Consider the following 12,924-nt stretch of genomic DNA (forward strand, 5'->3'; position numbering starts at 1 on the left):
AAGAAAAGAGGAATCAAATATGTCATTAACAGCAGGTATCGTTGGCTTACCAAACGTTGGTAAATCAACTTTGTTTAATGCAATTACAAACAGCCAAGTCTTAGCAGAGAACTATCCATTCGCAACCATCAATCCAAACGTTGGTGTGGTAGAAGTTCCTGATAAGAGAATGGATGACTTCGTAGAGCTCTTCCATCCAAAGAAGACAATTTATACAACCTTTGAATTTACAGATATCGCAGGTCTTGTGAAGGGTGCTTCAAAGGGTGAAGGCTTAGGGAACCAATTTTTAGCGAATATTCGTGAGACAGACGCAATCGTTCACGTTGTAAGATGTTTTGATGATAGTAATATCGAACATGTAGAGGGCTCTGTTGACCCAATTCGTGATATCGAAGAAATTAACTTAGAGCTTTGCTTAAGTGATTTGGATACAGTCCAGAATCGTATTAGTAAGGTGGCTAAGAAGGCACAGACATCTAAAGATAAGGATGCGGTAGCTGAATATACATCCTTACAGAAGTTTGAAAAGTTATTAGAGGCAGGAACACCAGTGCGTCTAGGTGATTTAGATGATTCTGATCGTGATGTTTTAAAGAACTATGGTTTATTAACATCGAAGCCAGTTATCTATGTTGCGAATATGAGCGATGAAGAAATTGGTGATCCTGAAAGTAATGCGTACTACCAAAAGGTAAAAGCATTTGCGGCAAATGAAGGCAGTGAATGTATCGCTATCTGTGCAAAGATGGAAGAAGAACTTTCAAGTCTCGATAAAGAAGAGAAGGCTGCATTCATGCAGGACTTAGGAATTGCTCAATCTGGTTTGGATAAGATTATTCGTGCTGCTTATCACTTGCTGGGCTTAAGAACATTCTTCACAGTTGGTGAACCAGAGTGTCGTGCATGGACTTTCCGTGAAGGCATGAAAGCACCACAATGCGCAGGCATTATCCATACAGATTTTGAAAAGGGATTTATTCGTGCGGAAATTTACAGCTATGAAGACTTGATGGAATATCGTACAGAACAATCTGTTAAGGAACATGGTAAGATGCGCTTAGAGGGTAAAGAATACTTGATGAAGGATGGAGATGTAGTCTTCTTCCGTTTCAATGTATAATTCATCTCATTTTCACAGTGAATCATGATAAAATAGGAGTAACAATAGGAGGCTTATATGAAACTGATCTTAGCAATTGTATCCAATGATGATGCATCTGCAGTTTCTGCTGCACTTACAAAGAATAATTTCTATATGACACGTTTAGCAACGACTGGTGGATTCTTACGTGCTGGAAATACAACCATTATTGTTGGTACGGAAGATGAACTTGTAGATAAATGTATCGCTGTTATCGGTGAAGAAGCGAAGCGTCGTACAGAAATTGTTCCATCTACCGCATCATATGACGTTGGTAGATATGCGTCCTTCCCGGTTGAAGTACAAATCGGTGGTGCGACAATCTTTGTATTGGACATCGAACAATTCAAGAAGCTATAAGCAGGGGAACCTGCTTTCTTTTATCCTAAGAGAAAGGAAGAAAGTATGACTGTACTATTTATAAATGCCGCATTCCGTGAGAATTCTAGAACAAATGCATTGGCGCAAAAATATCTATCAACTCTGACAGATGATATTGAAACAGTAAACTTGGGTGAAGAAGATATTCATCCTTTACAGAAAGCTTCGTTAGAAAAATATTGTAAGGATTCACGCAGTCATGAATTTAGTGATGATATGTATCGCTACGCCAAACAATTTGCTAAGGCTGATGAAATTGTGATTGCGGCTCCATTCTGGAATTTTGGCTTACCCGCAGTATTACATGCTTATCTTGAGCTTGTATGCACACAAGGCTTAACGTTTGATTTGAACAAAGCGGGCGAGTATTACAGTCTCTGTCAGGCAAAGAAGCTAGTGCTTATTTTGACGGCTGGTGGAAATGTGCCTGAAAATGATTGTGCAATCTCCTTTATTCGAACTTTATGCAAAGAGTTCTGGAAGATTGATGATGTACGTTATTATTACGCCGATGGTATCGACCTTGTTGGTGCAGATGTGAATTCGAAGTTGGAGAAAGTGATTCAACAGTATGGAAATTCGTAAGAGTAGTTTCGAAGACATTGACCAGATTATGTGTGTGATTCATGATGCGCAAGAAAGTATGCGTAATAACAGTATCCCGCAATGGCAAGATGGTTATCCAAATGAAGAAGTTATTTCCCAGGACATAAAATCAGGCAATAGCTACGTGCTTGTGGAAGATGAAAAAGTCATTGGTACTGCATATATCATTGCAGGACACGAGCCAAGCTATGACTATATTGAAGATGGAGGGTGGCTAAACAACCATCCATATGTTGTTGTACATCGCATTGCAATTTCGAAAGATCACAAAGGGAAAGACTGTGCTCGACAAATGATGGCGTTTGCAGAGAGCGTGGCTATCAATTCTCAGATTCATGATATCCGTATTGATACCCATCATCAAAATCTTCCGATGCGTAAGTTCTTATCAAAGTTAGGTTATCATGCATGTGGAACGATTTACTTAGAAAATGGTGATAAGCGCATCGCATATCAAAAATCATTTTAAAAAGAAAACACACTATGAGATGCGTTTTATCATGTTTGTTAAATATTCAACTGTATTATTTTCTGGTTTCTCAATGACTGCATTCAAACATCTCTGCAAGATATCTGCGATATCTTTACCTTGATAGCCAAACTCTTTTACGGTATTTCCATCAATCGCAAGCTCTTTTAGTTGATATGGTTCGTGCATGTTGTGTATTTCTTGATAGTATGCATGAATGGTTTCTTTTTGATAGCTAGAAGCAATCGCTGAACGATATTGGTGGTAGGTATCAAATGGAATTCTGAGAGTAGATAAAAATCGTTTTAGTTCAATCTTTGAAGAAAGAGGTTGCATTGAATTTTGAATACAGCTAAGGATAACAGTCTGTTCTGCGCCTGAATATTTCAGGCGTTCTAAGATTTCTTTTACGTTAGGAATTTCCTTGAGTAGAATTGCTGTGCGGATATTTGCGCTAAGTGGAGATTGATTGATTGAAGATATACTTTCTTGGATGATATTTTCTTTTAATTCAGGAATAAATACCTGAATCACATCGCTATATTCTGTAAGGATAGAAGAGAGAGTGTTTGTTTCTAGGATACCAATCCACTCACTATGTATACGTTCTTCTGAGATATAATGTAATAAGTCTTTTTGTTTGTGTATCGCAGTTGCGGTATTCTCTTCGATTGTAAATGAGAGTCTTCCCGCAAAGCGTAGTGCGCGTAAGATACGTAAAGCATCTTCATCAATACGTTCATTAGCATTACCGATACAGCGAATGATCTTATTGCTTAGGTCGTTTACTCCTCCAAAGAAGTCCAGTAAACCTTCATTGTTGTTATAGCATAGTGCGTTAATGGTAAAGTCGCGGCGTTTACAGTCTTCTTTGATGTTGTCGGAGAATAAGACTCCAGATGGATGACGGTGATCTTCATAGACATTCTCGCTGCGGAATGTCGTGATTTCAACAGGTTGCCCTTTAGAAAGAACTGTAATAGTACCGTGTTGTATACCAGTCTTAAGCACTCTGTGTGATGAGAATACCTGTAACATTTCATCAGGTGTTGCGTCTGTTGTTAAGTCATAGTCATGAATAGGTAGTTCTAGTAATGCATTACGAATTGCACCACCGACAACATAGGCACTGTAGTGATTTTGATTTAACAAGTCGATGAGAACTTGGATGTAATCTGGAATCTGAATTTTCATAATTCTATTATAGTTAGATTGTCAAAGAAATGGATAGAAAACCTCGTAAACGAAGGAATAATCGCACAAAATAAGTTTGTTTATCAGATTTTTCCTTTTATTTCATTCCACAACATCTTATGATTATCATAGGTGAAATGTTTTTAGTATAGAATAATTCAATGTAAGGGGGATTTTACATGAGGATAGGACAATCAACAGATATTCATCGCCTCGCCGAAGGACGCAAACTTATCTTGGGTGGTGTGGAAATTCCATCTGACTTGGGTCTTGTAGGACATAGTGATGCGGATGCGTTATGCCATGCCATAGCGGAAGCTATCCTTGGCGCACTTGCGTTAGGGGATCTTGGGAAATGGTTTCCAGATATTGATCCGAAATGGGAAGGCGCGGATTCTATCAAGATTCTTACGCAGGTTGGTGTGATGATGCGTGAGCATGGTTATAGTATTGGCAATGTGGATAGTCTTATCATGATTGAAAAGCCAAAAATGGCACCACATATTATGGCAATGCGAGATAATATCGCCAGAGCACTTGTATGTAATCTTGATTGTGTCAGTGTGAAGGCAACACGTGGTGAAGGCTTAGGCTTTGTTGGAAAATCAGAAGGTGTACAGGCACAGGCGGTTGTACTCCTTGTAAAGGAGGACTAATTCATGTTTGCGAAAACATCAGAAGTGAAAGTGCTGCGCGATCCTGTACATGGGTATGTACATATTGATTTACAGGTCGTCTGGGATATCGTGAATAGTAGCTGGTTTCAACGCTTACGTCGTATTCGTCAATTGGGCGGGGCGTATGTTGTATATCATTGTGCAGAACATACTCGTTTTTCTCACTCCCTTGGAGTGTACGAAATCGTGCGCCGCATGGTGACGGAAGTTCCGGATATTGTAAATGCATTAAATGAATATGATAAGGTGACAATCATGCTGGCAGGTTTACTGCATGATATTGGTCATGGCCCTTATAGCCATGCGTTTGAGGCTGTTACAGGGACATCGCATGAAGTATTTACTTGCCGTATCATTGAAGAAAATACGGAGATTACGAAGATACTAGAAGCTAGCGCTAAGGGTCTAGCGAAGGATGTTGCGGATGTTATCCGTCATAAGAGTAAGAATCCATTATTAGTACAGATGATTAGTTCGCAATTGGATGCGGACCGCATGGATTACTTGTTGCGCGATGCATACTTCACAGGAACGAAGTATGGAGAGTTTGATTTGGAGAGAATCTTACGTACACTTCGTGTGGTCGATGGAAATCGTTTGGTAGTGAAAGAGAGTGGTGTATACGCAGTTGAAAATTACATCATGGCAAGATACCACATGTATTGGCAAATTTACTATCATCCAGTAGCACGTAGTTTTGAGACGATTCTACATCTACTCTTTAAGCGTTTAAGGGATCTAAAGAGTGTGAGTGATCCTTCTATCATTCCATTATTTAAACCTGTTTTGACAGGCAAGAAGATTTCTTTAAAACAGTACTTTATGCTAGATGAATATGCATTTAGTTATGGCTTCTCGATGTTATGTGAACATAAAGATCCTATCGTGCGTGACTTTGCGTTACGGATTCGTGATCGTAAATTATTTGCGTATTCTGAAAGTGATCCATCTAACAATCGTAAGTTGCGTCATCAGCTAAAGAAGGCTGGATATAATCTAGACTACTATTGGTCAAAGGATGAAGTATATCAAATGCCGTATGAGCCTTATACAGACAGTAGAGGTGATGCGGTTTGGGTAAAGAAAAAGGATGGAACGATTGTGGAAATGTCGAATGCATCCAATATTGTATATAGTTTAGTACATGGACCAATCCATGATGTATTTAGCGTATATTATCCAAAAGGAGTAGAAATTAAGAAATGAATCCAGAAGAACGTGCAAGGAAGTGGACACAGGATATTCCTGAATTGAGTGGTTTAACATTACAACAGCGCATTACAATATGTAATCAAGTATCAAAGAGAATTGTTTTCCTAGCTGTACTATGGCTAACACTTTTCTTTGCAATCGTTTTCGTTATACTTTCCAGTGCAGATATAAACTCTGCTCTATATAATCTACTCAATCATACAGCGGAGGCTATCAATACGATTTTCAATGGTGGTCCAAGTAAGCGGTACATGGTAGCGTTACTTGAAAGTTTGCCATATATTTTGCCAATGCTTGTGGTTTTAGTAGGACCAATTTGGCTTATGACGACGGTATTCCGCAAACTAATGTTACTTTCAGCTGCTAAGAAATTATAGATTTATTGGTTGAAATCATGATATATACAAAAAAACACAATAGTGTGTACAGAACATAATAAAAACCACTTGTATAATAAATAGTATTTAGGAAAAATGCTCGATAGAAGTTTGTGGGAGGTAGAATATGAATCCAATGTATATGGTAGTTGGCATACTGATTGTTTGGGTGATTGCTTTTGCAGTATTTATGACACTTCAAATGAAGCGTAAGAATGCGGAAGTGCAATTTGTCGAAACAAATTCAACAAAGGCGATAGTACACTTCTTTGGAGACATTTCGAAAATTGATGGGCAAGATCCGGCTGTATATCATCCAATCAAGGGTCAAATGCTGGATACAATCGTAGCGTTAGAGCCAGGTCATCATTCTTTCGTGGCTAGTTTCCAAATGACAGAAAACGGCATCGTAGTAAAGCATAAGAATTACTACGCTACAGACATTGATTTTGCGTTCGATGTAGAGATGGGTAAGACTTATAATGTAGGTATTTATAAGGAAAATGCTAACGATGAAAAGGTGATCATGTCACTTCCACTCGTTGTAGATGGGTTTGGTTCAAAGACACTATATCTCATTGCTACTTGCGAATAATCAAATACACTTACTTCCATAGATTACTATGGGAGTTTTTTTATGGGTGCAAAGGTTGACAGAAGGACAAGTTCGCATATAATCATTCACGGAAGGTAAATATGCGTATATCAGTCAAATTAATACAATATGACTTGTTGGAAGATAAGAAACAAATCTTATTGGAAACGAATGCATTATATGATGGAAATACATTACGCTATCGCGAAGGAAATGATGGTGGCTTTCATCAGGTATATTTTGGGGATGATTTGATTTCTTTTGAGCGTAAAGCAGATGTGCATACTAAAATTACTCTCTTTGATGATAAGAATGGGGAAAGTACTGTGGATTCACAGTATGGAAAGATGTACATGCATACAAGATTATGCCATGCGGAAAGGTGCGATGAATACTGGTCTGTTGAGTATCAGTTGATATCAAATGATGAGGTCATACTTCACCAGAAATTACGCTGGGAATTCACCCAGTAAAAAATATTTGACTTTATTTGGAACTTGGGGTATAGTGCCATGGCGAAGCAAGCATAACATGCATTTGTATAAAGGAGATTTACAATGGTTAATAATGAGACTATGACGGACGTAGCCTACAATTGGCTGAAGAAAAGAAAAAGAGAGGTAGATTTCTCAAAGATTTGGGATGAAATTGTAAAGACAATGGATATTCCTGAAGATAAAATCAGACGTAAAAAGGCACAATTCTATAGTGACTTGATGTTAGATAACAGGTTTGCTTCTTTAGAAAATAATAAGTGGGATTTACGTAACCGTCGTAAGTTTGAAGAGGTTCATATCGATACTTCTGAAATCGAACTTGAGGATGATGAATTAGATGAGCCAATTGAAGTTGCTGGTCTAGATTTACCAAAGGGCGATGACGCATTCGATAATTAAATGATAAAAGGCTGAAAAAACAGCCTTTTTTTATCATGCTACTTTAAAAATGTTCGGAAATAGTTTAATATGAAAACGCTAAATAAGGAGGAATAATCTCATGGTATTAGTTTCAGCAAAAGAAATGATTGAAAAGGCTCATGAAGGTCATTATGCAATTGGTGCTTTTAACATCAATAACATGGAATGGACAAAGGCTATCTTAGCTGCTTGCCAGCAGGCAAACTCTCCTGTCATTCTTCAGGTATCTGAAGGTGCAGCGAAGTATATGTGTGGCTTCAAGCAGTGTGCAGATATGGTTAAGAACATTCATGACCATATGGGTATTACAGTTCCAGTTGCTTTACACTTGGATCACGGAACATTTGAAGGTGCTAAGGCTTGCATCGAAGCAGGTTTTACATCTGTAATGTTCGACGGTTCTCACTATGATTTCGCAGAGAACTTAGAGAAGTCAAAGGAAATCATCAAGTTAGCTCATTCACAGGGTGTATCTGTAGAATGTGAAGTTGGTGGTATCGGTGGTACAGAGGATGGCGTTACATCTAACGGTGAATTAGCTGATCCAAAGGAATGTGCAGAAATCGCTTCTTTAGGTGTTGATTTCTTAGCTGCAGGTATTGGTAACATCCATGGTGTTTATCCAGCAGACTGGGCAGGATTAAATTTTGAAAGATTATCAGAAATTGATGCTGCTGTAAATGGTAAGCCATTAGTATTGCACGGTGGTTCTGGTATCCCATTTGACCAAGTACACAAGGCTATCACAATGGGTGTATCTAAGATCAACGTAAATACAGACTTACAGATTGTATTTGCTAAGGCAACGCGTGAATACATCGAAGCTGGTAAGGACCAACAGGGTAAGGGCTTTGACCCACGTAAGTTACTCAAGCCAGGTGCTGATGCAATCGTTGCTAAGGTAATCGAAATGGTTAACCAATTCGGTTCCGCTGACAAAGCTTAATTACGAATTGAGTGTGATAGAGGCTCGTAAGAGCCTTTTTTCTATATCTCGTTGCATAATGATGACGCAAACTTTAGCATACATCTAGAATGGATGCGAAAATTCATGTAAAATGCTGTATATGATAAAAGCGGTATTATTTGACATGGATGGTATTCTTTACGATAGTGAATACTATTATATGCAGGGGACAGTTGCACAGATGCGTGCCTATGGATATGAAGGGCCTTCTAAGAATATCTATCAAATCATCGGTACAACGATGCAGAAAACCTATGAGATGTTGTATGACATGTTAGATGGAAAAGTACCGATTGATGTGATTCGCGAAAACAACGAAAGATACTTCAATGCAGAACATCCAATTCATTTTAAGGAAATTATGTTTCCGGGTGTACCGCAAGCATTACAACAGATGAAAGCGATGGGCTTAAAGTTAGCAGTATGTTCTGCATCATCGTATGACTTGATTGTAACGAGTCTGAAAGAGATGGAAATTTTGGAATACTTCGACTTTATCGAAAGTGGTGAAAACTGCAAGCGTTCCAAACCATATCCAGATATCTATTTACTAGCCCAAGAGGAACTACAAGTACACAAAGAAGAGTGCTTAGTATATGAGGATAGTACAGCAGGGATCCAAGCTGGTATCTCGGCTGGTATAAGAACTGTTGCCAGAATTGACAATCGCTTCTACCAGGATCAATCAAAAGCGGATATACTTGTAAAGGATATACACGAGCTGACAAAGCTGATCAGAAAGGAAAATAAATATGCCGGAAGTAATTAAAATTGAAGGTGGACATACGTTAGAGGGAGAAGTAACGATCTCTAGTGCAAAGAATGCGACAGTAGCACTGATTCCTGCTACTGTACTGGCCCATGGACCAGTCACAATTGTTGGGGTTCCGCAGATTGCGGACGTTGAATCCCTCACAAAGATTTTAAATTTATTGGGTGTTCAAGTTGAAGAACGTTCTTCTGATCATTTGATTATTGATCCTACGAATATCCAAAATATTGATTTGGTAGATGACGCAGTCACAAAGCTTCGTGCATCGTACTACTTCATGGGTGCTTTGTTAGGTAGATTTGGTCGTGTATGTATGAAGATGCCTGGTGGATGTTATTTAGGTCCTAGACCAATTGACTTGCACTTAAAGGGTTTTGAAGCCTTGGGCGCTAAAGTAACGTACGACAAGGCTTGTTATACAATTGAAGCTAAGGAATTAAAGGGTGCGAAGATCTTCTTGGATATCGCAAGTGTTGGTGCGACCATCAATATTATGATGGCTGCTGTATACGCAAAGGGCCGTACAACGATTGAAAATGCAGCAAAGGAGCCGGAAATCATCGACGTTGCCACATTATTAAATAAGATGGGTGCACATATTCGTGGTGCAGGTACAAATGTTATCACGATTGATGGTGTTGACAAGTTGATGGGTTGTTTCCATGAGATTATCCCAGACCGTATCGAAGCAGGCACATTCCTAGTCATTGCGGCTGCTTGCGCAAAGAAGATGGTAATCAAGAATATCATCCCACAGCACTTAGATGCCTTAACTTCTAAGTTACAGGAAATGGGTGTCGATATGGATATCGACGTAGACCGTATTACAATCCGTCATACAGATAAACTGGTTGCGACGGATGTTACCACAAGACCTTATCCTGGTTTTGCGACTGACTTACAGCAACCACTTACAACGCTGATGACACAAGCACATGGAGAATCCAAGGTTGTAGAAACAATCTACATAGAGCGCTTTAAGCATTGTGGTGAGTTACAGCGTATGGGTGCAAATATTGAAGTATCAACAGGTTCTGCTAGTATCAAGGGTCCAAGTTCTTTATTTGGAACGAAGGTCGTTGCGACTGATTTACGCTGTGGTGCAGCGATGCTAGTGGCAGGCTTACTAGCGGAAGGCATCACAGAGATTCATGATGTATATCACATAGATCGTGGTTACGCTGAAATCGACCAGAAGTTAAAAAATTTAGGTGCAGTGATTTGGCGTGAAACTATTGAATAAAAAGATTGCATGAAAAAAATTGTTATGGTAGTATAAATAGGCAATTTAGCACTTTCTTTAAGCCAATCGGAGGCTTAAGGCAGAAGGGAGATAAAAATGAAAAAAGATATTCATCCAACTTATCACAAGGCGAAGGTAGTATGCACAAGCTGTGGTGCAGAATTTGAAACAGGTTCTGTATTATCTGAAATCAAAGTAGATACATGCTCAAACTGCCATCCATTCTATACTGGACGTCAGAGATTCGCACAGGCTCAAGGACGTATCGAGAAGTTCAATAAGAAGTACGGTATGAAATAAAGCCGGTCCGGTATAATTCCGGACCTTTTTCTTTGAATACAAAGAATATAATCTATGTTAAAGTTGTTATGGAAAATATGTGGAGAATACTATGGACGCAGTTAGAACAAAATTAAGGGAAATAGAAAAACAATATAAAGAAATCGTAGAGAAGCTTATGGATGAAAAAGTAATGTCAGACCCTAAGCTCCTTACAAAATTATCCAAAGAACAGGCAAGACTTACACAGCCTGTTGAGGCTTACCACCAACTTTTAGAGTTAGACTCTCGTATTGCCCAAGCAGATGAGATGTTAAAGGAGAATGATCCTGAACTCAAAGAGATGGCACGTATGGAAAAGGATGAATGTGAACCAGAACGTGAAGTCTTGTTAGAAAGAATTCAGCACCTACTTGTCCCACGTGATCCGGATGATGACCATGATGTCATCATGGAAATCCGTGGTGGAGCTGGTGGAGATGAAGGTAATATCTTCGCTGGTGACTTATATCGTATGTATAGTAAGTACGCTGAAAGCAAAGGCTGGAAGGTACAGGTTCTTGAAGCTTCTGTCAGTGAAGCGGGTGGATATACGCAGATCATCTTCTCTATAAAGGGAACGGATGTATATAAGGAATTGAAGTTTGAATCTGGTGTACACCGTGTACAGCGTGTGCCAAAGACAGAGACACAGGGACGTATTCATACCTCTACCGCAACTGTGCTTTGTCAACCAGAAGCGGAAGATACCGATATCGAAATCGATCCAAAGGACTTAACAATTGAAACACACCGTGCTTCTGGTGCTGGTGGTCAGCACATCAATAAGACAGATTCTGCTGTACGTATTGTGCACGTTCCTACAGGCATTACGGTAAACTGCCAAGATGGACGTTCGCAGATTGAAAACCGTGAGACAGCGATGCGTTTAATCCGTGCACGTGTATACGAAGAACTCAAGCGTATTCAGGAAGAAGAAGCTGGTAAGATTCGTCGTGCCAAGATTGGTACAGGCGATCGTTCTGAGAAGATTAGAACATATAATTACCCACAAAACCGTGTGACTGATCACCGTATTGGTTTAACAATTACACAGCTAGACCGTATCATGGAAGGCAAACTCGATGGTGTGATTGAGGGCTTACTAGCAGAAGAAGAAAAGAGAAAGCTCGAGGAGACACAGTTGTGAGTACATTTGCAAAAACAATCAAGCAATACGAAAAAGAGTGTCTAAAGAATGATATTCCTGCGGAAACTGTCATGGCATATCTTTTAGAAATTTCGCAACGTGAACGCTATGATTTGTTTATGCATATCGATGATGAAATGCCAGAAGAACTCGCGAAGGAATTCCATGTGGGCATGGAGAGAATCTTAAAACAAGAACCAATGGCGCATGTATTAGGCTATTCATGGTTTTATGGGTATAAGATGATTGTTAACGAAGATGTATTAATTCCACGTTGTGAAACAGAAGAACTCTGTGCATTGATATTATCTCGCATCGATGAAATCTTCCCAACGCAAGAAACTGTAGAATGTGCAGATGTTGGGACAGGTTCAGGTGCCATTGCGATTACAGTCGCAAAAGAAGAAAGTCGTGTAAAGATGCACGCAACAGATATCAGTGAAGAAGCCTTAGTCACTGCACGTCAGAATGCGAAAAATAATGAAGTGGACATCGACTTTACCGCTGGGGATATGTTACAGCCACTCATTGATGCAAACCGTCATTTGGATGTACTCATTTCCAATCCTCCATACATCCCACAGGATGAGCAGATGGAAACCTCCGTTGTGGACTTTGAACCTCACGTTGCCTTATTTGGTGGTGAGGATGGACTAAAGTTCTATCGCATGATCTTTAAGGATTGTAAAAAAGTACTCAATAAAAAGGCATTCATGGCTTTTGAGATGGGGTGGGATCAGCGTGAACGCATGAGTAAACTGGTAGAAGAGCTGTTGCCGGATGCTCGTTATGAGATGCTCAAAGACATGAACGGTAAAGACCGCATGTTATTTGTATATTTTAATTGTTAAAAATGGAGGGGTACTCCATTTTTGTATTTTGTGTTTTCAGATAAATTTTAC

17 protein-coding genes are annotated in these 12,924 nt (G+C 39.3%); 16 read left to right on the top strand and 1 reads right to left on the bottom strand.

Going from position 1 to position 12,924, the window contains the following annotated elements; translation table 11 throughout:
• Positions 1-19 precede the first annotated feature (19 nt).
• The 4 genes from ychF to RGT18_RS00785 are packed head-to-tail and all read left to right on the top strand — an operon-like array spanning position 20 to position 2,600.
• Entirely contained in the window at positions 20-1,123 is a 1,104-nt protein-coding gene (gene ychF, locus RGT18_RS00770; RefSeq protein WP_028077541.1) for a redox-regulated ATPase YchF, read from the top strand.
• Between the two features lie 57 nt (positions 1,124-1,180).
• The gene (locus RGT18_RS00775) at positions 1,181-1,504 is read left to right on the top strand and encodes a cyclic-di-AMP receptor (protein WP_006526699.1); all 324 of its coding nucleotides are present in this window, start codon (positions 1,181-1,183) and stop codon (positions 1,502-1,504) included.
• Positions 1,505-1,549: 45 nt separating this feature from the next.
• Positions 1,550-2,110 carry an NAD(P)H-dependent oxidoreductase gene (locus RGT18_RS00780; protein ID WP_028077540.1) on the top strand — a complete coding sequence of 187 codons (561 nt, stop codon included), beginning with the start codon at positions 1,550-1,552 and terminating at the stop codon, positions 2,108-2,110.
• Positions 2,097-2,600, top strand: a complete 504-nt coding sequence (locus tag RGT18_RS00785; protein ID WP_028077539.1) for a GNAT family N-acetyltransferase — start codon at positions 2,097-2,099, stop codon at positions 2,598-2,600. The genes RGT18_RS00780 and RGT18_RS00785 overlap by 14 nt, the downstream gene beginning before the upstream one ends.
• Before the next feature lie 12 nt (positions 2,601-2,612).
• Here RGT18_RS00785 and RGT18_RS00790 read toward each other — a convergent pair whose 3' ends face one another.
• Positions 2,613-3,794, bottom strand: coding sequence for a CCA tRNA nucleotidyltransferase (locus tag RGT18_RS00790; RefSeq protein ID WP_028077538.1), 1,182 nt, complete (start codon positions 3,792-3,794; stop codon positions 2,613-2,615).
• A 179-nt stretch (positions 3,795-3,973) separates the two neighbouring features.
• On the opposite strand from RGT18_RS00790, the gene ispF reads away from it, so the two are divergent.
• The 12 genes from ispF to prmC all read left to right on the top strand — a co-directional run bounded on the left by ispF (position 3,974) and on the right by prmC (position 12,873).
• Positions 3,974-4,450: a 2-C-methyl-D-erythritol 2,4-cyclodiphosphate synthase gene (gene ispF / locus RGT18_RS00795; protein ID WP_028077537.1), complete on the top strand. Its 477-nt coding sequence runs from the start codon at positions 3,974-3,976 to the stop codon at positions 4,448-4,450.
• Positions 4,451-4,453: 3 nt separating this feature from the next.
• A complete protein-coding gene (locus RGT18_RS00800) occupies positions 4,454-5,677 on the top strand; it encodes an HD domain-containing protein (RefSeq protein WP_028077536.1) in 1,224 nt (407 codons plus the stop codon).
• A complete protein-coding gene (locus RGT18_RS00805; RefSeq protein WP_028077535.1) occupies positions 5,674-6,060 on the top strand; it encodes a hypothetical protein in 387 nt (128 codons plus the stop codon). The genes RGT18_RS00800 and RGT18_RS00805 overlap by 4 nt, the downstream gene beginning before the upstream one ends.
• Before the next feature lie 127 nt (positions 6,061-6,187).
• A complete protein-coding gene (locus RGT18_RS00810) occupies positions 6,188-6,655 on the top strand; it encodes a hypothetical protein (RefSeq protein ID WP_006526706.1) in 468 nt (155 codons plus the stop codon).
• Positions 6,656-6,756: 101 nt separating this feature from the next.
• Positions 6,757-7,128, top strand: coding sequence for a DUF1934 family protein (locus RGT18_RS00815; RefSeq protein WP_028077534.1), 372 nt, complete (start codon positions 6,757-6,759; stop codon positions 7,126-7,128).
• 84 nt (positions 7,129-7,212) lie between these two features.
• The gene (gene rpoE / locus RGT18_RS00820; protein ID WP_006526708.1) at positions 7,213-7,551 is read left to right on the top strand and encodes a DNA-directed RNA polymerase subunit delta; all 339 of its coding nucleotides are present in this window, start codon (positions 7,213-7,215) and stop codon (positions 7,549-7,551) included.
• Between the two features lie 100 nt (positions 7,552-7,651).
• The gene (fba, locus tag RGT18_RS00825) at positions 7,652-8,518 is read left to right on the top strand and encodes a class II fructose-1,6-bisphosphate aldolase (protein WP_006526709.1); all 867 of its coding nucleotides are present in this window, start codon (positions 7,652-7,654) and stop codon (positions 8,516-8,518) included.
• A 121-nt stretch (positions 8,519-8,639) separates the two neighbouring features.
• Positions 8,640-9,308, top strand: a complete 669-nt coding sequence (locus RGT18_RS00830) for an HAD family hydrolase (protein WP_162141208.1) — start codon at positions 8,640-8,642, stop codon at positions 9,306-9,308.
• Positions 9,292-10,554, top strand: coding sequence for a UDP-N-acetylglucosamine 1-carboxyvinyltransferase (locus tag RGT18_RS00835; RefSeq protein ID WP_028077532.1), 1,263 nt, complete (start codon positions 9,292-9,294; stop codon positions 10,552-10,554). The genes RGT18_RS00830 and RGT18_RS00835 overlap by 17 nt, the downstream gene beginning before the upstream one ends.
• A 96-nt stretch (positions 10,555-10,650) precedes the next feature.
• Positions 10,651-10,854 (top strand): 50S ribosomal protein L31, encoded by a 204-nt coding sequence (gene rpmE / locus RGT18_RS00840; RefSeq protein ID WP_006526712.1) that lies wholly within the window; start codon positions 10,651-10,653, stop codon positions 10,852-10,854.
• 91 nt (positions 10,855-10,945) lie between these two features.
• Positions 10,946-12,022, top strand: a complete 1,077-nt coding sequence (gene prfA / locus RGT18_RS00845; protein ID WP_028077531.1) for a peptide chain release factor 1 — start codon at positions 10,946-10,948, stop codon at positions 12,020-12,022.
• Complete coding sequence (gene prmC, locus RGT18_RS00850) at positions 12,019-12,873, top strand: peptide chain release factor N(5)-glutamine methyltransferase (protein ID WP_028077530.1); 855 nt, start codon at positions 12,019-12,021, stop codon at positions 12,871-12,873. Before prfA ends, prmC begins: the two co-directional genes overlap by 4 nt.
• The last annotated feature ends 51 nt before the right edge of the window (positions 12,874-12,924 follow it).

It is taken from the genome of Solobacterium moorei (assembly GCF_036323475.1).
GTDB classification, from domain to species: Bacteria; Bacillota_I; Bacilli_A; order Erysipelotrichales; family Erysipelotrichaceae; genus Bulleidia; species Bulleidia moorei.